Source organism: Flavobacterium sp. (genome assembly GCF_036741995.1).
Lineage (GTDB): Bacteria > Bacteroidota > Bacteroidia > Flavobacteriales > Flavobacteriaceae > Flavobacterium.
Map to the genome: position 1 here is coordinate 12286 of NZ_DAINRG010000025.1, position 26230 is coordinate 38515.

The window sequence follows — 26230 nt, forward strand, 5'->3', positions numbered from 1 at the left end:
AAGCAATGTTTAATAGATTTATACAAAGACCGGTATTATCCATAGTAATATCGTTGATCATTGTCTTCCTGGGAGCACTGGCGCTTATTTCGCTGCCGGTTACGCAATTCCCATCAATATCACCGCCAAAAGTGAATGTTACGGTAGAATATCCGGGAGCCAATAACGAGCTGATGATTAAATCGGCTATCCTTCCGCTGGAAAGAGCGCTGAACGGAGTACCGGGAATGAAATATATGGCTTCCGATGCCGGGAATGACGGAGAAGGAACCATTCAAATCATCTTCAACCTGGGAACTGACCCTAACCAAGCTTCCCTAAACGTACAAAACCGGGTGGCCTCGGTAGTGAATAAACTGCCGCCATTGGTAGTTCGTGAAGGGGTAAAAATTACCCGTGAGGAATCCAACATGTTGATGTATATCAACTTGTATAGTACCGATAAAAACACCGACCAAAAATTCCTGTTCAACTTTGCCGATATCAATTTATTGTCAGAGTTAAAAAGGGTAGACGGAGTAGGATTTGCCGATATCCTTGGAAACCGTGAATATGCCATGCGTATTTGGTTGAAACCGGATCGTATGTTGGCTTACAAAATCTCTGCCGATGAAGTAATGGAAGCATTAGCCCAGCAAAGTTTGGAAGCTTCACCGGGAAAAACAGGAGAGAGTTCAGGAAAACGCTCGCAGTCTTTTGAATATGTATTAAAATATTCGGGAAGATTTACCACAAAAGAGCAGTATCAAAATATTATTTTAAGAGCCAATCCTAATGGAGAAATGCTGCGTCTGAAAGATGTTGCCAACGTAGAATTTGGAAGCTCCATGTACGATATTTATTCAAACTTGAACGGAAAACCTTCGGCGGCGATTGTATTAAAACAATCCTACGGAAGTAATGCCAGCCAGGTTATCAAGGATGTTAAAGCCAAACTGAAAGAAATCAAAGCCAGCTCTTTCCCAAAAGGAATGGACTATGAAATCAGTTACGATGTTTCTAAATTCTTAGATGCTTCTATCGAAAAAGTACTCCATACGCTGATTGAAGCTTTTATTCTAGTGGGATTGGTAGTATTCCTTTTCCTGGGAGATTGGCGTTCTACGTTGATTCCGGCCATAGCGGTACCAGTATCGCTTATCGGAACATTTATCTTCATGCAGTATTTTGGTATTACGCTTAACCTGATTACATTATTTGCATTAGTATTGGCTATTGGTATTGTGGTAGATAATGCTATCGTCGTCATCGAAGCCGTCCATGCTAAAATGGAAACGAAGCATCTCAACGCCAGGAAGGCTACCAAAGAAGCCATTCATGAAGTAGGTGGTGCCATTATTGCCATCACTTTTGTAATGGCTGCAGTATTTATTCCGGTGGCCTTTATGTCAGGACCGGTGGGGATTTTCTACCGACAGTTCTCCATTACTATGGCGACTTCCATCATCCTTTCGGGTGTTATTGCGTTGACGCTTACTCCGGCGCTTTGTGCAATGATGTTGAAGAATACGCACGGACAACCTAAAAAGAGAACACCAATTAACAGAATTGTAGATGGTTTCAATAAATGGTTTGGTGGTGTTTCGGAACGCTATAGAAACTTGTTGACCAAAATTGTAAACAGAAGAACCATTACATTCGGGATGCTTATTGTATTTTGTATAGGAACATGGCTGTTGAACAGCAGTGTACCTTCCGGATTTATTCCGAATGAAGATCAGGGAATGTTCTATGCCGTAATTCAGACACCTCCGGGTTCTACTTTGGAACGAACCAATGAAATTTCAGAAAGACTAGAGAAAATCGCCCAAAAAATTCCAGGAGTTGCTTCAGTATCTTCGTTAGCAGGATATGAAATCCTTACGGAAGGAACCGGTTCCAATTCGGGAACCTGTCTAATCAACCTGAAAAGCTGGGAAGATAGAAAAGGTTCCTGTCAGCAGATTATGGATGAACTCGAAAAAAAATCCAAAGATATCTCGGGTGCCACTATAGAATTCTTCCAGCCTCCAGCTGTACCGGGTTATGGTGCTGCCGGTGGTTTCGAGTTGCGTTTGCTGGATAAAGCCGGCTCAGGCGACTATAAGAAAATGGAAACCGTGAGTAATGATTTTGTTCGGGAATTGAATAAACGTCCTGAACTATCATCGGTATTTACCTTTTACAGTGCCAGTTTCCCGCAATATATGCTGGATATTGACAACGATTTGGCTCAGCAAAAAGGAGTTTCTATCGAAAATGCTACCAATACGCTATCGACACTCGTGGGTAGTAATTACGAAATCAGTTTCATCAAATTCGGACGCCAATATAAAGTGATGGTACAAGCCTCGCCGGAATATCGCGCCTTACCGGAAGATATCCTGAAATTGTATGTAAAAAACAACCGCGATGAAATGGTGCCGTTCTCTGCTTTTATGAAAATGGATAAAGTATACGGTTTGTCAGAGATAACCCGTCATAACATGTATAATGCTTCAGAGATAAGTGGTCAGGCGGCACCAGGTTACAGTAGTGGTGAAGCCATTAACGCCATTAACGAAGTAGCCGAAAAAGCATTGCCAAGAGGGTACGGAATTGATTGGGCAGGAATTTCTAAGGATGAAGTAGGTCGTGGCAATGAAGCGATTTATATTTTCTTAATCTGTCTTGGTTTCGTTTACCTGATTTTGGCAGCACAATATGAAAGTTTCATTTTGCCGTTCGTAGTAATCTTATCGTTGGTGGTGGGTATTTTCGGAGCCTTCCTGTTCCTGAAATTATTCGGATTGGAAAACAACATTTACGCTCAGGTGGCCATGGTAATGCTTATTGGATTGCTTGGTAAGAATGCTGTATTGATTGTGGAATTTGCAGTACAGCGCCACGCTGCCGGAGATTCGGTATTAGAAGCTGCTATTGAGGGTTCAGCTGTGCGTTTCCGCCCTATCCTGATGACTTCCTTTGCCTTCATTGCCGGATTGATTCCGTTAGTATTTGCTTCAGGCCCGGGTGCTACGGGTAACCGAACCATCGGTTCTGCTTCCGCAGGAGGAATGCTTATTGGAACCATTTTCGGAGTGCTGTTAATCCCGGGATTGTACTACATATTTGGTCGCATGTCTGAAAAAGTGACGTTTGTTAAAAAAGCTGAAGAAAATCCATTAACCGAACAACTTGAAAACAATGTATAAATTCAAATCCTATCAATTCCTTATCCCGCTAGGCTTATGCCTAGTGGTGGTAAGTTGTAAAGCTCCGGCGATAGCGCCAACCAAAGCGAATGCCGCTGTTCCCGAAGCCTATAATGTTGCCTCTACTGACACCACCAATATGGCAGCACTTCCGTGGAAAACGTATTTCAAAGATCCTAATTTGGTAGCATTGATTGATACTGCCGTAAAAAATAATCAGGAATTGATGATTACGTTGCAGGAAATTGAAATCGCTAAAAATGATATTCGTGTCCGCAAAGGGGCTTTGTTGCCCACAGTAGGTGTAAAAGCCGGTGGCGGTGTTGAAAAAGTGGGAAGGTATACCAGCCAAGGAGCCGGAGATGCTTCTACCGAAATCACACCTGGTGTAGAAGTACCCGATGCATTGACCGATATCACGATGGCCGCTTATGCCAACTGGGAGGTAGATGTTTGGAAAAAACTGCACAATGCCAAGAAAGCTGCGGTGAGTCGTTATTTATCGACTATCGAAGGTAAAAATTTTGTGCTTACCAATTTGGTTGCTGAGGTGGCTGATTCGTATTATGAATTGCTGGCTTTAGACAGTCAGTTAGCCATTATAAGACAAAATATCCAATTGCAAAGTAATGCTTTGGAGATTGTCAAAGTGCAAAAAGAAGCCGCCCGAACTACGGAATTGGCTGTGCAAAAATTCCAGGCGGAAGTATTGGCTTCGCAAAGCATGGAGTTTGAAACACTGCAAAAAATAAAAGAAACCGAGAATAAAATCAACTTTTTGTTGGGTCGTTATCCGCAGGAAATTAAGAGAGATAACAGCGACTTCTTGAGTTTGTTACCGACAGAAGTAAAATCAGGAATTCCTTCGCAATTGTTGGCCAATCGTCCGGATGTTAAACAAGCCGAATTGGAATTGGCTGCAGCCAAATTGGATGTGAAAGTAGCTCGCGCCGAGTTTTATCCGTCGCTGGGTATTTCAGCTTCTTATGGTTTACAAGCGTTTAAACCGTCGTACTTGTTCAAGTTTCCGGAATCGGTATTGTATTCTTTGGCTGGTGATATTGCGGCACCATTGATTAACCGCAATGCCATCAAAGCTGAATTTGCTAGTGCCAATTCACGTCAGCTTCAGGCTTTGTATAACTATGATCGTACCATTTTAAATGCGTATTTGGAAGTTTCCAATCAGCTTTCCAATATCAGTAATTTGGACAAAAGTTATGCTTTGAAATCAAAACAGGTGGAGGCGCTGAACCGTTCGATTGATGCCGCTAATGATTTGTTTAAATCGGCCAGAGCCGATTATTTCGAAGTGTTGATGACACAACGTGATGCGCTCGAATCCAAACTTGAATTAATCGAAACCAAGAAAGCACAACTGAATGCTGCCGTTCACGTATATCGTGACCTTGGAGGCGGTTGGAAATAAAAACACAGTTTAAACAAAAAGCCAGTCATTATCGACTGGCTTTTTTTATTCGAATAGATTTTGTTTTATAATTCTTTTTGAAAAACACCAAGCGCTACTTCGGTAAAGCCTAGTTTTTTCAAGTAATTAAAATATCTTTTGTTGTTTCCTTCGGCCACGACGCGGGTAAATCCGGCCGCTATGAACTTGTCTTTGAGTTGAAAGTAAATGTATTTGCCATTCTTAAAGTCTTTGTATTCCGGAAGCACATAATCCAAATCCACATTGAGGACAGTATCCTTGCTTCGATGTGCCAGAAAAAATCCGGCAACGGCCATATTTCTTAAGATGAAAAAGCTAATGGTATTTTCGTCGGGAGTATAACAAAATCCAGGACAGTATTGCTGAATTCGGGCATCATGAAATTTCAAGAATCGCTTTAGGTATTCGCTTCCGGCATTGATTTCAAGGATTTCGAAGGTTTCTTTTTTGGAATAAATTTGGGCCAAATAATAAACATCAACCAATACAATGATTCCGTTTAACACGCCAACCGGAATGGCATGAATCAAAAATCCGTAAATCGAAAAGAGCAAAGCGCCCACCAAATTAATCCAGCGGAACTTGATGATAGAAGGCATCATCATCGAAAGGACAATAATTACCGAAGCTACATAGCCAATCCATTGTAAAAAGTCTAAACTCATAAAAATACTATTTTGTAAAAGAGCGCAAAAGTAGTTTAATTTTATGGAGACTGACAACGCTATTCTACAAAATCCATTTCACAATTATGCGTTTCGCTAATGGTCAACGTAGCATAAATACCTAAGCCGAAAGCAATCAATCCAATAATAGCCGCTGATATAATCACGGTTTGGGTGTGTTTTAGGAAATCAAAACCAATCAGCATCAAAGGAACCGAGCCCCGAACCATATTGGGAACACTGGTGGTTGCTGTGCTTCTCATGTTGGTGCCAAATTGTTCTGCCGCCACGGTAACAAACATGGCCCAAAAACCGGTGCCAAGCCCAATCCAGCCACAGTAGAAGTAATACATGTTTTCACTTTTATTGCCGCTAAAAAGGAGTAACGCCAATCCAATGAACGTGAAAAGAAGCATGTATAAAATAGTCTTTTTTCGGGAACGCAACGCATGCGATATAAAACCGGAAGAAAAGTCGCCTATGGAGGTCATGATGTAAGTCCACATAATGGCTTTCCCTGGATTGATGGAGGCTATTCCCATTTCGGGCGCAAACTGATTGGCCATAAAAACGATAATGCCGATGCAGTACCAAATAGGAATTCCGATAAAAATGCAGCGCATGTATTTAAAGAAAAGCGTTTTGTTGCTAAAGAAATAAAAGAAATTACCGCGTTGAATGGAAGCATTTTCTTTGACGGTTTTAAAGATGCCGCTTTCGGCCACACTGATGCGAAGTACTAATAATACCAAACCAAGTGCGCCGCCAATGATGTAAGCGGTTGTCCAGCTGCCGGCTAATTCGACGGTAAATTGTGCTACCACAGCGCCAAGAACGCCAAAGCCGGCAACAATAGAAGTTCCGATTGCGCGTAGTTCTTTGGGCAATGTTTCGGAAACTAAAGTAATTCCGGCGCCCAATTCTCCTGCTAAACCAATTCCGGCGATGAATCGTAACCCGGCATAAATCATGGCTTTGTCGCCAAAATTCATTTGCGGTAAAAAACCACAGGCAATATTGGCCAACGAATACACCAAGATGGAGCCGAATAAAACCGAAAGCCGTCCCTTTTTATCGCCAAAAATTCCCCATAAAATTCCGCCCAGAATCATCCCGATCATTTGATAGTTGATAATCATAGTGCCCACTTTATCGGCATCCAGGTGCATGTCATTCAAACTGGGAATTCGGACAATGCCAAAAAGCAGCAAGTCATAAATATCTACAAAATAGCCCAGAGCGGCAATGATTACAGGGAAACTAAATAGAATGCTGAGTTTTTCCTGGCGGGTAAAGGTTCTCATTAGGTTGGTTTTAGCTGGATAAATATAGCAATTAAAACAAAAAACCTGCAAGAATTTAATTTCTGCAGGTTTCTCAAATCTGATTATTCCTTTCTTGTTATAATCCTAAAGTCGTTTTGGTTTTTTTGCTCAAGCCGTCTTTGTGTACTAGTACCGAGATGGCTTTCAAACGCATGTAGGGAACGCTCATGTAAACATAGCCGTCTTTCCCCGAATTGGTTCCCCAGGAGTTTTTTACTTTGTAATAGAAGTTTCCTTTTTGGTCTTTTACTTTCCCTACGATGTGCATCAAATGGTCATCGGTAGTGGCATAACTTTCAAATTTCTCTTGGCGGTATTCGGGAGTAATTACTTTTTCCGGTTTGATTTCGGTTAGTATGGCTCTCTTGTCAGCCTCGTTTTCAGGAATTACAGCCATGCCGCTTTTTTTGGCAAAAGTATCTTCACTCACATCACAATCCAAAGCTAAAGTATAGCCATTATCTAATGCATTATCAATATTTTGTATAAATTCATCTAAAGGCAAGTTGTAGAAAAGACCATTGGAAAAATTATCCGGAATGTCTAACAAAAACGGTTTGTAAAACGGCTCATGGGTAAACGAAGAAATCGTCACATAGTCCTTCGGATTGATTTTGGTGGATTCAAAGAACATCTTCGGTGTGTACTTCTTTCCTTCATAAGTAAACTCGGTTGGATTTTCACCCATGTAAGTGTCTAAAACGGCATTGACGGCCTCTCTCCATTTGGGCGATAATTCTTTTTCAGGATTAGCTACATAGGACTTTAGCATGTTTTCTAAAGTGGCTTCCATTTCGTCATAATTGTATTTTCCTTCGGCATCCAATTTCCCTTTGTAAACACTTTGTGGTACTACGCCAAAATCTCGGGCAGAATTAATCACATCGTGTGCTAACCCCCCTTCGCCAAATTGTGCTTTCCCTTGGCGCATCACATAAACCCACGCTTTTTTTGGATACGTATTTCTAACATTGTACATTTCAGAAAGGTCGATGTGTTTGCCAGTTGTGCGAATGATTTCGGATTCTAAAAACGAAGTAGTGGAGAAGCTCCAGCAAGTTCCGGTGTGATCCTGAGAAATGACAGGATTGGCTTCGATGTCTTTAATGGTTTGAAATTCATACGTTTGGGAAAATCCAAGTAAACCTAAAAGTAAAAAGACAACGCTAAAAATTGATTTATTCATAAGTATTCCGGCAAGTTTTGAAATTTGAGTTAAAAATGATTTATTTTTACGCTAAAATAATGCAAATCCTTTTGGGCGCTATTTTTTTAACTAAAATATAAGAAACTATAACAGCAACCCTTTGCTATGAAGACAATCGATTGGAAAACAGTCAGAGAATTTGAAGATATAACTTATAAAAAATGCAATGGCGTGGCTCGGATTGCTTTCAACAGACCGGATGTCCGCAATGCTTTTCGCCCTAAAACCACGGCTGAATTATTACAGGCTTTTCACGATGCTCAGGAAGACACTTCGATTGGAGTTGTTTTGCTTTCTGCTGAAGGACCATCGTCAAAAGACGGTGTGTATTCTTTCTGCAGTGGAGGCGATCAGAAAGCGCGCGGTCAGCAAGGGTATGTTGGTGATGATGGATACCACCGATTGAATATTTTGGATGTGCAGCGTTTGATTCGTTTTATGCCCAAAGCAGTGATAGCAGTAGTTCCCGGATGGGCTGTTGGTGGCGGACACAGTTTGCATGTGGTTTGTGATTTAACCTTGGCCAGTAAAGAACATGCTATTTTCAAACAAACCGATGCCGATGTAACGAGTTTTGATGGGGGTTATGGTTCGGCTTATTTGGCTAAAATGGTTGGGCAAAAGAAAGCTCGTGAGATTTTCTTTTTAGGCAGAAATTATAATGCTCAGGAAGCGTTCGATATGGGAATGGTCAATGCCGTAATTCCCCACGCAGAACTGGAAGATACTGCTTATGAATGGGCTCAGGAAATATTGGCAAAATCACCAACATCCATTAAAATGTTGAAATTCGCTATGAATTTAACCGATGATGGCATGGTAGGACAGCAGGTTTTTGCCGGCGAAGCCACACGCTTAGCCTATATGACCGAAGAAGCCAAAGAAGGAAGAGATGCTTTCTTAGAGAAACGCAAACCCAACTTTGAAAAGAAATGGTTGCCATAATTTTTGGGAATATATCTAATAATCTAAGAAGTCTAAAAATCTAAATTATATGAAGCACTGGATTGAAGCCGCACGAGTGAGAACCTTACCGCTTTCCGTTTCCGGAATTATTGTGGGAAGTTTTTATGCTATGTCACAAGCTATGTTTAACTGGAAAATAGTATTATTTGCCTTGCTGACCACCTTGGGATTGCAAGTTCTTTCCAACTTTGCGAATGACTATGGCGACGGCGTAAAAGGCACAGACAACGCAGACAGAGTCGGACCAAAGCGAGCCATTCAAAGCGGTGTGATTACACCGTCAGAAATGAAAAAAGCTATGGTGTTGATGTCTTTGGTTACTTTGCTGTTCGCGGTATTGCTGATTTACTTTGCTTTCAAGGAAAGTTATTTGCTGTACTCTTTTATCTTTTTGATTCTGGGGATTTTAGCGATTGCTTCGGCCATTCGCTATACGGTAGGTAAAGGTGCTTATGGTTACCGTGGTTACGGCGATTTGTTTGTGTTTGTTTTTTTTGGTCTGGTGAGTACTTTTGGAGTGTATTTTATGTTTTCTAAAACGCTGGATTGGTTGTTATTACTGCCGGCAACCGCTATAGGATTCCTGAGTGTGGGTGTTTTGAATTTGAACAACATGCGTGATGAAGAAAGCGACAGGAAATCGGGAAAGAATACGATTGTGGTAAAAATGGGCGGTGCTGCGGCTAAGAAATATCACTTTTTTCTAGTGATTTCGGCTATGGTTTTGATGTTGCTTTTTGCAGTTTTAAATGATTTTCATTTTGACCAATATATTTTCATAGTGGCTTATTTTCCTTTAGTCAGTCATTTGATAACGGTCTATAGAAATAAAAACCCAAAACTTTTGGATCCTGAATTGAAAAAACTGGCTATCAGCACTTTTTTACTTTCGATTTTGATGGCGTTGTGCTTGATATTTTTTATTTCAGACATCATTGTGAATTACGTTTAATTTTAAAATTGAACTCATGAAAATTACATTTTACGGTCATTCCTGCATCGGAATAGAAGTAAGCGGAAAACACATACTGGTTGATCCTTTTATTTCGGCAAACCCGAAAGCCTCAAACATTGATATTAAGACTTTAAAAGCGGATTATATATTGCTCACCCATGCGCATCAGGATCATACCTTAGATGTGGAAGCAATTGCCAAAAACACCAATGCCGTGATTGTTTCCAATTGGGAAATCGCCACGTACTACGGCAATAAAGGCTTTCAGTCGCATCCGATGAACCATGGCGGAAGCTGGTCGTTTGATTTTGGCAAAGTGAAATATGTGGCAGCGGTGCATTCGAGTTCGTTTCCTGATGGAACTTATGGCGGGAATCCCGGCGGTTTCGTTATCGAAGGCGAACACAAAAACATCTACATCTCTGGCGATACGGCGCTGACTTTTGATATGAAGTTGATTCCGCTGCGAACTAAGCTTGATTTAGCCATTTTTCCAATTGGAAATAACTTTACTATGGATGTAGAAGATGCTATCATGGCGGCTGATTTTGTGGATTGCGATAAGATTTTGGGTTGTCATTATGATACTTTTGGTTTTATTGTGATCAATCATGACGAAGCCAAAAAGAAATTCTTCGATGCCGGAAAAGATTTAATGCTTTTGGAAATAGGAGAGAGCATCAAGCTTTAAAATGAAAGCTACTTACCACAAATACATACTCCACTTTAAACAACCTTCCGGAACTTCCCGCGGCGTTTTAACAACCAAAGAAACCTGGTTTATTATCTTAGAAGAAAACGGCAAAAGAGGCATTGGGGAGTGTGGCATTCTTCGAGGATTATCAGCTGACGACAGACCTGATTATGAAGAAAAATTAAAATGGACTTGCGAAAATATCCATCTCGGGAAAGACCAACTTTGGGATTTATTGCTTGAATTTTCATCGATACAATTTGGTGTGGAGATGGCATTTTTGTCTTTACAGAGCGAAACTCCGTTCGATTTATTTCCTTCTGATTTTACTAAAAACAACAAAAGCATTTCCATCAACGGATTGGTTTGGATGGGCGATGAAGCCTTCATGAAGCAACAAATTGAAGCCAAAATCTCAGAAGGTTTTAACTGTATAAAACTCAAAATAGGAGCTATTGATTTTGATAAGGAATTGGATTTATTGCGTTTTATCAGAGCAAATTTTGATGAGAATACTATTGAAATCAGAGTCGATGCGAACGGCGCTTTTGATTCAAATGAAGCTTTATTTAAATTAAATCAATTAACTGGTTTTAAGCTGCATAGCATAGAGCAACCTATTCAAAAAAATCAAACTGACACGATGTCAGTGCTGTGTAAAAGTACGCCAATTCCTATAGCTTTGGATGAGGAGCTTATTGGTGTCTTTTCATTGGAAGCCAAAGAAAAGTTGCTGCAAAAAATCAGGCCGCAATACATCATTTTGAAGCCTAGTTTCATAGGCGGTTTTCGCGGTACTTTGGAGTGGATTGCTTTGGCTGAAAAATTAAATATCGGTTGGTGGATTACCTCGGCTTTAGAAAGTAATGTTGGTTTGAATGCCATTGCGCAATTTACTTTTTTGCAAAATAATCCAATGCCACAAGGTTTAGGAACCGGAAGTTTATACACCAATAATTTTGATTGCCCGTTGACCGTTTCCAAGGGTCAACTTTGGTACGATACAACGAAAAGCTGGAACTTCACTTTATAAAAAAAGCCCATTCCATCGAACGGGCTTTTTTTGGTTTTCACTTTAATCTGAATGTACATCCAACTCATTTATTTGAGCTTTATAGTCGGAAGGCAGCAAGATGCTTTTGAGTACCCAGTCCAGCTTTATCAAGCGGCTGATTTTATACATTGGAATTACCGGAGTGAGCAGTGAGAAAACACCGAAATACAATAGCTTTTTTACTATTGACGGAACCACTAATTTCTGGCTTTCGATTAAAACCTTAAACCGTATGGGACCTAAATGTTTTTTGTATTGTTTAAAAAGATCGCTTGTGTAGTGGCTTTTTTGCAGGTTTTCCTGTAAATGTGTTTCCCTTACCGGTAGCCATTCTGTATAAGAAATCGGCAAGTCTTTCAAACCCATTCTGCGGCCCACGCGATAAAAGACATTGTACACTTCTTCTTTTTCGGCATCACTTAACTTTTTCTCGAGTAACTCATAAGAGGCTATTGAGTAATGTATCAGCATGAACAGCACATCACGATAAGCCCAATCGGGAATGACTGCACCTCGGTTTTCTTCGACAGTTGCATGGATTTTCCGCATGGTATCAATGGCTTTGTTGGCATCATCCTTTGACGAAAAAACAATTTTTCGGGCATAGCTAACGGTGGAAAACAACCTTCCTAAAGGATCGGAAGGTAGTTTGCCAGTAAAGTAAAGCCAGTCCACCGCTTTATTAAGTGCAAATTCAGCAGAAGCTCCTGCAAAAATAAAAAGCACGGTGTCGCTTTTGCCCCAGATTTTTCTAACCACCGAATTTTGTTCAACAAAGAATTCCATAGCTGTTGTTATTTGTTCCAATCAATTTTTCTAGAAAAATACATTACGCCGGCAAGTATCGCAAACAAACCGATGCTGCCTACCAAAAGCGCATAATCTTCCAACTGGATAATCACATAAATAAAAGTATACAAAACAGAGAGCGCAATTCCGATAAACATCGGGAATTTTCGATCTTTCAAAATAGAGATCGAATAAAGCGTTATCAGACTTACAACGGAATTTCCGGCTATGGCGTATGCAAAACTGAAACTACTGTGCTCTGTAATCGAAATCAGCAGGGTGTAGAACATAATCAACGCCAAGCCAATCATGGTGTACTGGAAAATGTGAATATTAACTTTGCTAATCGACTGAATTAAAAAGAAAATTAAGAAAGTCAAACCGATAACTAAGAATCCGTATTTGGAAGCCCGCTCGTTTTGTTGGTATTCATCGACGGTTTGAATCAGTTTTACGCCAAATAAGTAATCATCCAAATCGGGCAAAGCATTAAGGTATTGTTGTGAAAAAGTTCGGTTGATGTCCATGATTTTCCAATCGGCGTGAAAGCCTTTGCTGCTTACCGATTTTGTGGTATCACTGGCGGCAAAAGAGCCTTCAAAACTTGGTGATTCCCAATCGGAATCAACGCTCACAGTCGTTACTTTTCCTACCGGAATGAATTTGATGCTGTTGCTTCCGTTATAAGTGATGCTAAAATTGAAATTGATCTTTCCGGTTGCGGACAATTCTTTGTAATTGAATGTATTGGTGGCTAAAACACTGTAATTGCTCTTGTCGCTGTTTTGTGGTTCAAAAGTGAATTTCTCATTGTTTACCTGAATTTTCAGTTCGCTTTTGATGCTTTTCAGATTCGTGGTTTTGACCACAATAGCGGCTTTGTCCCATTGCAGGTTTTCATCAGTTACACCTAATTTGGCAAAATTTGGATTCGAAAAACTACCTTTAAAATTCATGTCGGCAGTAAAAACCACATGATTGAAAATGCCGCGTTTTAAGGATTCGTTCTTTTTGACATTGGAAGTATTCGCCAATTCATCCGGAAAGAAATACGCGTAATTGGTAGTGGCTTTCCGTTGAATGGTGGTGGTTCCGGTTTTGGTATCGGTTACGTTGTAATTTTCGTATGAAGTGTACGGAACTCTTAATGTTGGGCCGTAAAATAAGATGTCTTTTCCCCACAAATTGGTTACTTCATCCTGCATTTCTACCTTCCTTTTGGAACGTTCGTCAATTAAGTTTTGCACAAAAAACAGCGGTATCAGTAGGACTAAGGTTAGGAAGCCCACCATCAGCATTTTGGCGGTATTCGATTGAAAAAAGGTTTTTTCTTCCGGTTGTTGATTTTCTTGAATTTCCATGAGTTTGAATATTAAATGTTTAGTGTTATTTATCGGAATACTATAAAAATATAGAGTAGTGCTATGGGGATGTTGGACAAAAGAATGAGGATTCGAATGGCAACGGTTTCCCGTTCCTGAGGTTTTGCCAGGAATTGATAACAAAGGACTAACAACGCCAAAAAATTAATCAGAACGGCAAATACCACATAGTAAAGGCCAATTATCAGTATTAGCAACACCCGAGGACAGACCAAATGAAACAGCAACAGTAACGTTCCGAAGCTGAAAGAAACAATGGCTAGGTAAGTTGAGAAACTGGTGGTTGATTGTTTTTGTAAAGTGTAAGTTTCCATGATTAAATGATATTAAAGGTTGTTTGAATTTTAGTTACAGGTTGCCACAGCATTTTTTCGAATTTTAAATGATGAAACTGATGGGCTGCTTTGCCTCGTTTGTAAAAGGTTAAAAATGTTTTCAAATGCGTCGGATAGAAGACTGTCCCGGTGATAAGCGCTAAAAACTGATACGGACTTTTTTTCCCGTTTCCGAGAAGGTAATACTGCAAACTAACTTCATCAGCCACCGAAACTCCGGTGTTGGTCAATACATGGATGATGTCGTGTTCTTCCAGATTGGGTTTCATTTCCAGATTGTATTGTAAATGGAAACAACACAAATGAAATCCCAAACTTTCCTGTGGATACTGCAGTAACTCTTTGGTTGTGATGTTCCAAGGGTTGTTTTTGCGAAAGTATTTTATGTAGTAGCGGCTGCTCACTTCATACAGTTGTTCCAGAATTAAGTCTTTCATAAATATTATTTAAAAGTACTTTGAAATTCAAAGTAATTATGTAAAAAAATAGCGTTACCTTTTTGAAATCAATTTTTCCAACGCCTCAATGTGTTCCTGAAATGCCTTCTTTCCGGTAGCAGTGGCGATGTATTTGGTGTTGGGCTTTTTGCCTATGAATTGTTTTTCAATCATGATATAGTTTTCGGTCTCCAAAGCTTTAGCATGACTCGCCAGGTTTCCGTCCGTGACGCCCAGGAGCTCTTTCAGCATGTTAAAATCGGCATTTTCGTTCACCATCAGAATCGACATGATGCCCAAACGGATTCGGTGATCAAAGGCTTTGTTGATATTTTGGATGATGTTCTTCATTTGTTTTTAGTTAGTCAATGGATTTCCAGCTTCCTTTTTTGAAAAATACATTTTGATATTTATTGGAATAAAACACATAATAAAACGACCAAATTTCCCTGTAAAGTGTTGGATCTTCTTCAATAATATGGAATTTCGGATCTTCAAAAAACAGTTCTATTCTGGGATTGGCATAATTATTAAGTTTTATGGTTCCTTTTATGGTTTTAACAATTTTTTCTTTATTGGTTATGTAAAAATACATTTTGTTGTCTTTTGTAATACTGTATCGGTAATGATTGTACTGCCAATCGGCTTGTTTACCGGGAAATTTTTCTCTGTCAATGATATAATCTCCATAAATATCTTCTTTTTCAATTTTTTTCTTTGAAGTAAAAACATCAAGTATGCAAAGAAAAACAACAAACAAAAGAAATCCTATCCAATACCATCCAGCTATTTTTCCGAAAATTTTCTTTTTTGTGATAAACCAAAGCAGCAGCAGTATAGCCGTTAAGGGTACTATCATTAGAAATAATAGGTAAACTAATAGCATTAGTAATTTCTATCATATTTATAATACATCACGGCTCCATACACTATATGGCAAATGCCAAAACCCAGTGCCCAAAACAAGAGCCCATAGCCCAAAAACCAAGTGGATAATAAACCTAAAAGAATCATAGTAATTCCTAAATAACGAACATCACCAAGCGTGTATTTACTGGCATTGACACAGGCAAGTCCGTAAAACAATAAGGTTAATGGAGCTACCAGACTCAACACTTCTTTTTCTATCAAAAAAAGGATAAAAATCCCACCGGATACTAAAGGAATGGCGAAGTTAATGACTAATCGTTTCGAAGCAGTGTTCCAAAATTTCTCCTGGCTTTTGGCTGCTTTTCTATAACTCAAAACAATGCCGGTTATCAGGGATAAGACAATTACCGAAGCTGCAATACTAAAAAGCTGGACAACGGCTTCATCGGAAATAACCAAATCCTTATAAGAGCCCATAGAAGTGGTGTCAAAGTAGATGATTTTATAAGTGAACCAAGCACCAATTAAGCAATATATGCCGGCCAGTACTCCGGACAAACCGCTCAACGAAATAAAGCGTGTCGATTGCGACATCATTTGTTTGATGTCCTGAATGTCTTTAAGATAATCTTTTGTTTCCATTTTTAAAGTACTTTGAAAAACAAAGTAAATGAATTATTTTTCTCGTACCAAATGTTTTTTCAATTATTTTTGGAAAAAAATGGATATGAAAAAAATTGCCCTATTTTCATTGATGTTCACATCATTGATACATGCCCAAAGCAAAGACGAACAAATGCTGAAGGCTATCTACAATTTCTCTTTAACCCAATCGCAATGCTATTCGTGGTTAGACGACTTGTCTAATAAAATTGGAGCACGACCATCAGGTTCTTTAAGTGCTGAGAAAGGAGTTACCTACACCAAGCAACAATTAGAAACACTTGGCTTGGATAAAGTCTATCTGCAAGAAGTCATGGTGCCAAAGTGGGTGAGAGGCGAAAAAGAAACGGCTTATATTTTAGACAATAAAACTAAAATTACGGTGCCCATTTGTGCGCTTGGCGGTTCAGTAGCCACTCCCAAAAATGGACTAACGGCTGAGGTTATTGAAGTTCACAGCATAGCAGAACTGAAACAATTAGGAACCGAAAAAGTAAAAGGAAAAATCGTCTTTTACAATCGTCCGATGGAACCTTATAATATAGAAGCTTTCGATTCGTATAGCAATTGTGTCGACCAGCGTTTTTATGGAGCCAAAGAAGCGGCCTTACTCGGAGCCACCGGAACCATAGTGCGTTCTATGAATTTGCGATTAGATGATTTTCCGCATACAGGTGCCCAAAGTTATGGTGATTTGCCCAAAGAAAAATACATCCCGACCGCAGCTATCAGTACCAATGGCGCTGAACTTTTGAGTCAAAAACTCAAAGAAAATAAACCACTGAAGTTTTACATGAAATTGTCCTGTCAGCAATATGAAGATGCACTTTCCTATAATGTCATTGGTGAGATTATCGGCTCTGAACATCCCGAGAAAATTATGGTCGTTGGAGGTCATTTGGATTCGTGGGACTTGGCCGATGGATCGCAAGATGACGGTGCCGGTTGTGTGCAAGGAATGGAAGTGATCGAAATTTTTAAGAAATTAAACTACAGACCTAAAAATACCATTAGGGTAGTGCTTTTTATGAATGAAGAATTTGGTGGCAAAGGCGGAAAGAAGTATGAAGAATTGTCAAAGAAAAACAATGAAAACCACATTTTTGCTCTTGAAAGCGACTCGGGAGGGTTTTCACCAAGAGGATTTTCTTTGGAATGTGATGATGCTTATTTCGCTAAAATATCAAATTGGAAACCCTTGTTTGAGCCTTACTTGATTCACAGTTTTGTAAAAGGACATTCCGGTTCCGATATTCAACCGTTGACTTCGGTGAAAATTGTAAAAGCAGGATTGAAACCGGATTCTAATCGCTATTTTGATTACCATCATGCGGCTAACGACAAATTTGATGCGGTTAACAAAAGAGAATTAGAATTGGGCGCCGCTACCATGGCTTCTTTTATGTATTTAATTGACCAATACGGAATAGACTAATAAGAGTAATTAGATATAAAAAAAGTCCCGATAATTATCGGGACTTTTTTGTTGTTATTGTTCTCGGTTGATATAAATCCAACCTGTTTTGGCTGATTGGTTATCATTGAAATCGATGACATAGTAATAAGTACCATCCGGTAACTCTTCGTCTTTGTCAGATTGACCTCCCCATTGATTAGTGTAAGCCGATTTCGAGTAAACTTTCAAACCATATCTATTGAAAATACTCAAGTGTTTTACATTGTAACCAGTTAAATCAAAGTAATCATTAAGACCATCATGGTTGGCAGAGATTCCTTTTTGAATTTCACAGAATACTCGGTCTAACGTTATGGTGTGTGATTTTGAACAACCATCAACGGTAGTTACCGTTACTGAGAAATCAATTGGTGGTGTTTCAGCTGCAGAAGTGGAAGCTAAGTATTCGGTTACATTGAAAGTATTTGCATTGGTTCCCACACTTTGTCCGTTACTGTTATACCAAGTATAGTTTGCTGTAGTTACATCAAACGAAGTGTTTAGAGCACTAACGGTTATGGTGAAATCATTACCGATACAATTGCCGTCAAGCGCAAAATCAAAACTACTTTGTACGGTTACCGCTAAACTTCCATTATTAGCACATTGGCCTGCATCCGGAGTAAAGGTATAGGTTCCGGAAATAGTGTTGTCAATCGTTGCCGGCAACCAAGTTCCTGTAATACCTTCAATAGATGAAGTTGGAAGTGCAGGGGCAGTATCTCCAATGCATAATGGAGCAATGGCATTAAATGTTGGTGTTACTTTTTGATTTACAGTTATTGTCAATGTTGCTGTTGTTGCACATTGGCCGGTAGTAGGCGTGAAAGTGTAAATAGTAGTAGCCGTATTATTCAATGCTGGCGACCAGGTTCCTGTATATCCGTTATTCGATGTAGTTGGTAAAGCACTTAGTGCGTCACCATTACAAATTGGGGCTACGGCAGTAAAGGTTGGCGTAACATTAGCAATAATGAAAGTAGTCAATGTGGTGTTTGTAGCACATTGTCCGGCGTTTGGTGTAAAGGTATAAACGGTAGTACCCACAATAGAATAATCTAATGTTGAAGGCAACCAGGTTCCTGTAATTCCTTCATTAGAAGTCCCCGGTAATAGAACTTGCGGCGAGAATCCGGCACAAGCCGTTACTGCTGTTCCAATTGGGAAAGTAGGAGTCGTGGTTGGAGTGACTGTTACGGTTATAAAACCTGTAGTGGCACATTGACCGGCCGTTGGTGTAAAAGTATACGTCAAAGTTTGCGTATTATCTACAACTGACGGAGACCAAGTTCCTGTATAGCCTTCAATGGATGTTACTGGTAATGTTGGAACTGTTCCGCCGTTACACACAGTTGGTAATGCATTGAAAGTAGCCGCTATTGGTTGATTAATCGTAATAACCAAACTTCCGGTTGTAGCACACTGTCCAGCAGTAGGATTGAAAGTATAGGTTGTGGTCTGTGTGTTATCAATAGTTGAAGGTGACCAAGTTCCTGTAATTCCGTTTAATGAAGCAGTTGGCAATGTTGCCGAAGTATCTCCAAGACAAATGGAGAAATTAGTGAATGTTGGAATGATAGGTTGATCCACCAAGGTTACAACATCGGTTGAAGTGAAAGTACAACCATTAACTACAAAATGGAAGTTGCTATAAATACCGGCATTCAGACCTGTTATAACATATTGACCCGAAGCATCGGCGGTAATTGGTATTGGTCCAACCGTTGTACTACCATCCAGATAGGTTAAACTATAAGTGTTAATTGGAGTTAGATTTCCAATAGTTATAGCACCATCCGTAGCATTACAACCTGATGGGTGGGTAGCTGCATAAGTTGGATTTTGCTGGATTGAGAAAGTAGCTATAAAGTTGCTGCCATTATTATTGATAAAGAGTGTATCATCACATTCTGTAGCCGAAGTGACATCACCGGTTACATCATAATAAACTTCTAAAACATAATTACCGGCAGGATAGGTCGTCAAGTTTATTGGTGATTGCGAATCATCCAAAACTCTTTGCCATTTTTGATCGCCATTGGTACAAGGACCACCGGTAGGGAATGTTCCGGCGTTACAGTCGTCAAAGAACGGCAGGTTCATTACGGTAAAGGCACCCGGAGTTCCTGAAGCCGGATAAATTCTATAATTTAAACGAGCACTACAGACGTTGGCCGTAGTGGTTTTAAATGTTTTCAATTCGGCTCCTCTTAAAATTAAGGTATTCGAATTCTGGATATAAGTTCCCAAATACGTATTAGGGAAAATATTTTGCGCAGGTCCTATTATCGAAGCTCCCGAACCAACCGTATTAAAGAAATTATTGGTAGCACAGTTAGTCAACCAAACCGCACTGGCGTAACTTCCAAAAGCACAATTCTGTAAGACAGTAATCGACATGGTTGTTGGACTCGCACATTGATTAGGATTTGGTGTGAAAGTGTAAGTTGCTGTTTGTGTATTGTCAACTACAGCTGGAGACCAAGTTCCGGTAACCCCATTCAATGAGGTTGTTGGTAATGTTGGCGCTACATCTCCATTACAGATTGGTGCTGGTGATAAGAAAGATGGAACAGTCGGTGGAATTACAGTAACGGTAATTGTTTTTGAATTATTACAACTACCCGGAGTAGGTGTAAATACATAATCGGCAGTTTGAAGATTGCTGACCGTACTTGGAGACCAGGTTCCTGTAATTCCATTTAATGAGGTTGTTGGTAATACTGGCGCCACATCACTTTGACAAATGGAAGTAGTAATAGAAAACGTAGGATCTACAAGTGGATTGACAATTAAATTGAATGGTCTTACTTCAAAACATCCTGATGATGAGTTTTCAATTCTAACATAAACGGTTTGTAAATTAGCTGTAGTATTAGTGTATAAAGTTGGTAAAGCATTGGTTTCAGCAATGGCATCCGCATTAGTAGCAAAATAACTCACATTGTATTGTGCGGGTACTAAACTACCTAAAGAGGCGGCATTGTTTTGACTTAAATCAAATTGACTAAACCCAGAGTTATCACAAGCCGTTAAATTATTTGGAGTTCCTGGAACTATTGGGCTATAGTATTCAATAGTGATCGAATCAGTAGCGGCACAGGTAGTATTTATAAATTGTGCTGCAATTCCATAAGTTCCGGATTGGGTGACTGTTAAATTTGGTCCTGTTTCGTTTGGAATTGGGTTTCCGTTAAACGTCCAGGTAAACGTGTACTGCGCCGGATTTAAACCACTTTGGATGGTGTATGAATCACCAAAACATAAGGCATTGTTTGTAGCTTGAAGGAAATCTGTCCCTAAATCTACGTTACCAATATTTAAACTGCCTCCTTCAAGGAATACAGCTGAATCATATAAAGTATCCAATCGGTCAGCAATAACTAATTTGATATGGTATTGATTTCCCGGAATAACCGTTGAGGTTGCGGTTAAAGGAACAGTTCTTCCATTGAAATTCGTTGGAGATTCAAGAGGATCCAATCCACCGGCGCCGTAGTAACTTCCAAAATACTGTGGATTTACCGAGCTACAACTATTGTTATAGAGTTGATCTCTAATTGTTACCACAGACACAGGTGTAGTGGTATTTGGAACTACAGCTAAATTGGTTGTTGTTCCAGTTGCAATGTTCGTTAATAAGAAAGCAAAGGCATCCGAATAATCACATTGGAACGTTCCGTATTCTTCAGAAGCAAAGATAAAGTTGAAGTTGATGGTATTTACTAAAGGAACAAAATCAAACTCCAATTTTGAAGCATTTTTAGAATTCATAGCATTTCCTGTCGCAGCCAAAATAATAGCTTCCAATTGGGCATCACCAGTCCAACCCGTGGCACCGTCACTCAAATTGGAGCTATTTGGACCCGGAGCATTTATGGCATTTCCGGTTGTTAGAAGAATTCCGTCTGTAAAAGGAAAAGCGGATCCATTTTGATTAAAATAACCAATACCATTGGTAGAACCAAAATTGGTTCCTGTAGAAGAAGTTACATTGGAGACACTCGCACAACTTGAATTTAAGAAAATATCTTCAACAAGCTGCTGTGTAGTATATTGATAGGTGTTGGTAGCGATAGGAGGCGGTATTGTACCCACACAAACATTAAAAGTTGAGGTCTGACCTGTTGTAGCTGTATAAGAATACACTCGGATATAATAGGTTTGACCAACCACTAAACCGGTGGCGATGCTTGAGTTTGCATCACTACAATACAATTGGGTTAAGGTACCACAGGCACCACTATATAAAATATGATATAAATCGGTAGTACTTCCAACAACATTAATTAATGAAATAGAATGTTGATTACTAGTGGCTGTAAACTGGAACCAAACATCATCATCAGGTGTACCGGCACAAGTTGTAGCTAAACCGGAAGGAGTAGCCCCGATTAAAATCCCTAATGCTGTCTGTACACAGGCTGTAGTTGGGTTAACAGGAACCACTGTTGCTGTAGCACAGTCATCATTTGCGATTAAAGTATAGAATGTATTTTTGTTTGACCATAAGCTAATATCTGTTGAACTACAAATCGCTCTTATGTACACATCATAGCCGGTTGCCGGAGTTAAATTAGAGAAAGTATAGGAATTAGTACTTGTTAAGACTCCAACAGAACTTGCTGTTGGTACCGGTGACCCTGCTGTTACAATATATACTTCCCATTGTGTTGCAGTTCCGGCTTCAGTCCATGTAATTGAGGCTCCCGTTTGTGTAATAGCCGAAGTTATAAGTGTATTTGGCTTTGGACAAGTAGGAGGAGGAAGGCAAGTTATGGTAGCATCCCATCCCGGAGCTGGTACAACGGTGTCTGAAGTAAATACAAAAGTTAAACAACCACTTGCAGCACTTGATGTAAAGGATGGTGGTAATGTAGTACCCGTAAAATTACCTAATAATGGAGCTAATGCATTATCACCATCATATATTTTTAGAAAATCGTATGTGTTTTCAACATTAAAAGAATTAAAATCAACGGTTACCTGATCTCCTGGGTTATTCGGACATATGGTAGTTGTTATGTTTTGACTATTAAGATAATTTCCGGTTGGTCCACCTGTATCATAAAAATGATTCCCGGCACAATAATTTACTAGAGTTGAAAACGGAAATGGACCGCTCCAAGGACTAAAAGTTCCGTTGCCGCAATCGGCTCTGACATAGTATTGATAATTGGTACCACTAGTTAGTCCTGTTACCGGATATGCTGTGTTGTTGTTTGTTTGTACTCCTGAACCAGACGGTATTGATGCGCCCGCATTCTGAACTGCTATTTCCCATGAAGTGGCACCGCTAGGATTTCCCCAAGATAATTGAGCCCCGGTTTGTGAAATATTTGTTGCGGCTAATGTTGTTGGTGCTGCGCAATTAAGTGCCTGAATGGTTAAGGTGTAGGCTGTTGTTTGTGGCGTTGCCCAAGTGGAGATGACAAAATAGTATGTTGTACCGGCAGTCACATTAAGATCAAAATTCCTAGGACCTGTTCCTGAATTGGCAACCCCTGCTAAGCAACTAGCGCCAATACCCGAACAACTGTTATAGGCAAAAATTCCGGAATAGGTTGCTGTAGGAGCCATGTTTACATTAATGATTCCCGTGGTGGCAGCTGTATAAGCATATACTACATCATTACCATTCAGATAACCGTTTGTCGAACCGCAACCAGAAGCACCCGGACTTCCTTCTATTGCAGGATTGTCCGAATAATTAGCAGTGTCATCGGTTGTCGTATAAGGCAATGAAGTTATGGTGTTTGGAAAAGAACAACTTAATCCAGGTGTAGTGCTGAAAAGAAAAGGGCCAGCCCATGCTGAAAAAGTACCGTTACCACAATCAGCTCTAACATAATATTGATAAGCTGTATTGGCTGTCAATCCGCTTACAGGATAGTTCGTATTCACATTGGTTTGTGTGCCTGGTCCTGACGGTATGGATGAACCGGCAGACTGAACTGCTACTTCCCATGATGTAGCTCCACTAGGATTTGCCCATGAGAGTTGAGCCGATGTTAACGTCATGTTGCTGGCGCTTAATGTAGTCGGAGGGGCACAATTTACCGTTTGAATCGTTAGAGTATAAGCAGTAGTCTGTGGTGTTGCCCATGTAGAAATAACAAAATAATAAGTTGACCCAGCGGTAACCGGTAAATTAAAAGTTCTTACTCCGGTTCCTGAGTTGGCCGCTCCGGCCAAACAACTAACACCAATATTAGCACAGCTACTATAGGCAAAAATTCCTGAATAAGTGGCGGTTGGTGTCATAGCGACATTAATGGTACCTGTGGTTGCTGCCGTATAAGAATAAACAACGTCATTTCCATTTAAATAGGCATTTGTCGAACCACAACCAGAAGCACCCGGGGATCCTTCAATAGCTGGGTTGTCAGAGTAATTGGAGGTGTTATCCGTTGTACTATAAGGTAAAGCTCCAATAACTATAGGAGCAGCACAAGATAATCCCGGAGATGTAGTTGAAAAAGGGAAAGGACCAACCCAGAGACTGTTGGCTCCCGTACTACATAACGCTCTTACATAATATTTATAGGCCGTTGAAGGTGTAAAAGGCGTTCCTGTTGCAGTAGCGGTAGCTAAATATGATAAAGGTCCATTATAAACCACTCCAACTCCCGTTGCAGTTGCTGCTGCTGGTAATACTTCAATTTCCCAAGAAGTAGCGCCACTTGGATTGGCCCAACTTAAATTGGCCGAAGTTTGTGTTATCCCGGTAGCGGTTAACGTTGTTGGGTCTAAACACTGTTGTACAATGTTTACATTATCAATCAACCAACGGTCGCCATCCAATGATGCTGTGGGTTGGGTGTATACTTTTACAAAGGAAACATACACTTGTTGTCCGGCATAAGCCGATAAATCGACTACTTTTTCTTCATAAACATTGTACAAAGCGGTCAATGTTACTTCGGTCCATTGTTGAACTAAAGCATAAGCAGCAGGATTTGTTTGGGATGCAGAAGCCGGAGCTACTTTAATTTGGTAAAGCGTTCCCTGATTTCCTGTCGTGAAAGTACGAGTGTAAAAATGTAATTGTCCGTTTGTTGGAATGGTAACCAAAGGGGTAGACAAATAGTCTTCAGAAGTATTATTTTGCCCAATAAATTCCCGACTTACGGATGCACAATTACTTCCTTGGTAAGCAAGCGTTGAGGCAAAAGCATTAATCCCCCAACGTTGAGCAGTTCCGACACCATTGTCAAAAACAGCCCATTGATTTCCAGTACTTCCAGAACCTAGAGTCCAATTTGTTGATGGAAGTGCATCCGGACCTGTTGTTGATTCAAATCCCTCTGTAAGCTGTGAATAACCACTAATAGAGAAGAATAAAAATAAAACGTAAAAAATAATTTTTTTCATAAATATTGGTTTTTGGTCAAGGGTTTAATAAAAAATACTCTAAATTTTATAAATCAATCCAAATGAAATGATGCTTTCGATAAACATAAAATGTTGTGAAGCCTTTTCACTATGGTCATATGTAATTTGTATATCTGGCATATTGATATAACCGCCTTTTAATTCTGTCTGAATGAAAAAATACTTGAAAAAATTGAAATTCAATCCGGCTTTGGCTGAAAGACCATAACCGGCAACATGAAATTCATCATGCTCTTTCTTCTCCAAAACAGTGGCATCTGTTCTGGGATATAAGAATCCAGCGCCTACACCTTCTGTAATATTTATTTGAAATTTATCGGTATTACCCAATCTGAAAATCTTTGAAATGTCATCAAATCGGGAAATTTCGGCATGTACATAATTTAAACCGTTCGTATGCTCAAATTTAAGAAAAGTTCCATCAGAAAAATTGACCGGAGTATTATTATAGTCACCATTGTGGATGGAACCCGGCTCTGTTGCTGGTAAATCAATGTGCCCCGTAACTGTAGCTGTTTGATTTTGAGCAAAAACATATTTCATATGGTCAATGTTTAAGGCAATACAGTAATGATCGGTAATAAAATAACCAAACTTCATGTTGGTTTGCGGAATAGTGAATCGTCCCGGATTGATATAATCCACCTGCCATCCTTTTGGTTTATCAACCGCAGCGGCATTGTTTACGGTAAAATCAAAATTATTGCCGGTAAAATGAATGTCAGAGTCCGTGAATTTTTCTCTGTTCCCACCAAAAGCGATAAAATATTTCCCTTTGTTGTGAGCTGTAAATTTTTGCTTAATCGGAGTTGTTTCTTGGGCCGAAATGACTTGCATCAAAACACAAGAAGTAAGTATTGAAAATAAAATATTCTTTTTCAAAGTAAAATAAGTAATAATATTAAAATTGATTTATGGTTTTTCTTATGGCAACCAGGCGTGTCATTAATCCTTCAAAATAGTCTAAATGCAACATGTTAGCCCCATCACTTTTGGCATGAGCCGGATCAAAATGAGTCTCGATAAAGATACCGTCTACACCAACCGCAATTCCGGCTTTGGCAATAGTTTCAATCATATCGGGTCTTCCACCGGTTACGCCGGCAGTTTGATTGGGTTGCTGTAGCGAATGGGTTACATCAAGAACGGTTGTGGCGTAGTGTTGCATCGTTGGAATGCCACGGAAATCTACAATCATATCTTGGTAACCAAACATAGTCCCTCTATCCGTTACCATTACACTTTGATTGTTGCAGTCCAATACTTTTTGAACGGCATGCTTCATGCTTTCCGGGCTCATGAATTGTCCTTTTTTCAAATTAACTACTTTTCCGGTATTGGCCGCAGCCACTACTAAATCGGTTTGTCGAACTAAGAAGGCCGGGATTTGCAATACATCCACATATTCAGCAGC

At 39.7% G+C, this 26230-nt stretch carries 20 protein-coding genes; 7 read left to right on the forward strand and 13 right to left on the reverse strand.

From position 1 onward, the window contains the following. The first annotated feature begins 5 nt into the window (after nucleotides 1-5). Together V7D82_RS08755 and V7D82_RS08760 are read left to right on the forward strand one after the other, a co-directional pair. Nucleotides 6-3173 (forward strand): efflux RND transporter permease subunit, encoded by a 3168-nt coding sequence (locus tag V7D82_RS08755; RefSeq protein ID WP_333600597.1) that lies wholly within the window; start codon nucleotides 6-8, stop codon nucleotides 3171-3173. After that, complete coding sequence (locus tag V7D82_RS08760; protein WP_333600598.1) at nucleotides 3166-4602, forward strand: TolC family protein; 1437 nt, start codon at nucleotides 3166-3168, stop codon at nucleotides 4600-4602. Before V7D82_RS08755 ends, V7D82_RS08760 begins: the two co-directional genes overlap by 8 nt. A gap of 65 nt (nucleotides 4603-4667) precedes the next feature. Here the strand turns inward: V7D82_RS08760 and V7D82_RS08765 are convergent, their stop codons facing one another. From V7D82_RS08765 to V7D82_RS08775, 3 genes are all read right to left on the reverse strand, one after another. Next, complete coding sequence (locus V7D82_RS08765) at nucleotides 4668-5288, reverse strand: hypothetical protein (protein WP_333600599.1); 621 nt, start codon at nucleotides 5286-5288, stop codon at nucleotides 4668-4670. Between the two features lie 59 nt (nucleotides 5289-5347). Continuing rightward, complete coding sequence (locus V7D82_RS08770; protein ID WP_333600600.1) at nucleotides 5348-6592, reverse strand: MFS transporter; 1245 nt, start codon at nucleotides 6590-6592, stop codon at nucleotides 5348-5350. 97 nt (nucleotides 6593-6689) lie between these two features. Next, nucleotides 6690-7799 (reverse strand): C1 family peptidase, encoded by a 1110-nt coding sequence (locus V7D82_RS08775; protein ID WP_333600601.1) that lies wholly within the window; start codon nucleotides 7797-7799, stop codon nucleotides 6690-6692. A gap of 126 nt (nucleotides 7800-7925) precedes the next feature. Here V7D82_RS08775 and V7D82_RS08780 point away from each other — a divergent pair, with 126 nt between their 5' ends. Genes V7D82_RS08780 through V7D82_RS08795 form a run of 4 tightly spaced genes read left to right on the forward strand, consistent with a single transcriptional unit; the run spans nucleotide 7926 to nucleotide 11468 of the window. After that, a complete protein-coding gene (locus V7D82_RS08780) occupies nucleotides 7926-8765 on the forward strand; it encodes a 1,4-dihydroxy-2-naphthoyl-CoA synthase (RefSeq protein WP_333600602.1) in 840 nt (279 codons plus the stop codon). Between the two features lie 49 nt (nucleotides 8766-8814). After that, complete coding sequence (locus V7D82_RS08785) at nucleotides 8815-9738, forward strand: 1,4-dihydroxy-2-naphthoate polyprenyltransferase (RefSeq protein WP_333600603.1); 924 nt, start codon at nucleotides 8815-8817, stop codon at nucleotides 9736-9738. 16 nt (nucleotides 9739-9754) lie between these two features. Beyond that, nucleotides 9755-10432, forward strand: a complete 678-nt coding sequence (locus tag V7D82_RS08790; protein ID WP_333600604.1) for a metal-dependent hydrolase — start codon at nucleotides 9755-9757, stop codon at nucleotides 10430-10432. Nucleotide 10433: 1 nt separating this feature from the next. After that, nucleotides 10434-11468: an o-succinylbenzoate synthase gene (locus tag V7D82_RS08795; protein ID WP_333600605.1), complete on the forward strand. Its 1035-nt coding sequence runs from the start codon at nucleotides 10434-10436 to the stop codon at nucleotides 11466-11468. A 42-nt stretch (nucleotides 11469-11510) separates the two neighbouring features. Here the strand turns inward: V7D82_RS08795 and V7D82_RS08800 are convergent, their stop codons facing one another. Genes V7D82_RS08800 through V7D82_RS08830 form a run of 7 tightly spaced genes read right to left on the reverse strand, consistent with a single transcriptional unit; the run spans nucleotide 11511 to nucleotide 15944 of the window. Beyond that, nucleotides 11511-12275, reverse strand: coding sequence for an oxygenase MpaB family protein (locus V7D82_RS08800; protein WP_333600606.1), 765 nt, complete (start codon nucleotides 12273-12275; stop codon nucleotides 11511-11513). Nucleotides 12276-12283: 8 nt separating this feature from the next. Then, on the reverse strand, nucleotides 12284-13639 hold the full coding sequence (gene creD / locus V7D82_RS08805) for a cell envelope integrity protein CreD (RefSeq protein WP_333600607.1): 1356 nt from the start codon (nucleotides 13637-13639) through the stop codon (nucleotides 12284-12286). Nucleotides 13640-13668: 29 nt separating this feature from the next. Then, nucleotides 13669-13974: a hypothetical protein gene (locus tag V7D82_RS08810; protein WP_333600608.1), complete on the reverse strand. Its 306-nt coding sequence runs from the start codon at nucleotides 13972-13974 to the stop codon at nucleotides 13669-13671. Nucleotides 13975-13976: 2 nt separating this feature from the next. Continuing rightward, nucleotides 13977-14432: a Coq4 family protein gene (locus V7D82_RS08815; RefSeq protein WP_333600609.1), complete on the reverse strand. Its 456-nt coding sequence runs from the start codon at nucleotides 14430-14432 to the stop codon at nucleotides 13977-13979. Between the two features lie 54 nt (nucleotides 14433-14486). Then, entirely contained in the window at nucleotides 14487-14783 is a 297-nt protein-coding gene (locus V7D82_RS08820; RefSeq protein ID WP_333600610.1) for a winged helix-turn-helix domain-containing protein, read from the reverse strand. Nucleotides 14784-14793: 10 nt separating this feature from the next. Then, nucleotides 14794-15291, reverse strand: a complete 498-nt coding sequence (locus V7D82_RS08825; RefSeq protein ID WP_333600611.1) for a hypothetical protein — start codon at nucleotides 15289-15291, stop codon at nucleotides 14794-14796. Nucleotides 15292-15317: 26 nt separating this feature from the next. After that, nucleotides 15318-15944 (reverse strand): hypothetical protein, encoded by a 627-nt coding sequence (locus V7D82_RS08830; RefSeq protein WP_333600612.1) that lies wholly within the window; start codon nucleotides 15942-15944, stop codon nucleotides 15318-15320. Nucleotides 15945-16029: 85 nt separating this feature from the next. Between V7D82_RS08830 and V7D82_RS08835 the strand changes: the two genes are divergently transcribed. Next, entirely contained in the window at nucleotides 16030-17400 is a 1371-nt protein-coding gene (locus V7D82_RS08835; protein WP_333600613.1) for a M20/M25/M40 family metallo-hydrolase, read from the forward strand. A gap of 54 nt (nucleotides 17401-17454) precedes the next feature. Here V7D82_RS08835 and V7D82_RS08840 read toward each other — a convergent pair whose 3' ends face one another. The 3 genes from V7D82_RS08840 to kdsA form a co-directional block, all read right to left on the reverse strand. Next, on the reverse strand, nucleotides 17455-24795 hold the full coding sequence (locus V7D82_RS08840) for a choice-of-anchor L domain-containing protein (RefSeq protein ID WP_333600614.1): 7341 nt from the start codon (nucleotides 24793-24795) through the stop codon (nucleotides 17455-17457). A 39-nt stretch (nucleotides 24796-24834) separates the two neighbouring features. Further along, entirely contained in the window at nucleotides 24835-25698 is an 864-nt protein-coding gene (locus V7D82_RS08845; RefSeq protein ID WP_333600615.1) for a hypothetical protein, read from the reverse strand. A gap of 19 nt (nucleotides 25699-25717) precedes the next feature. Beyond that, nucleotides 25718-26230, reverse strand: a 513-nt coding sequence (kdsA, locus tag V7D82_RS08850; RefSeq protein WP_333600616.1) for a 3-deoxy-8-phosphooctulonate synthase, incomplete at its 5' end; no start/stop codon positions are given.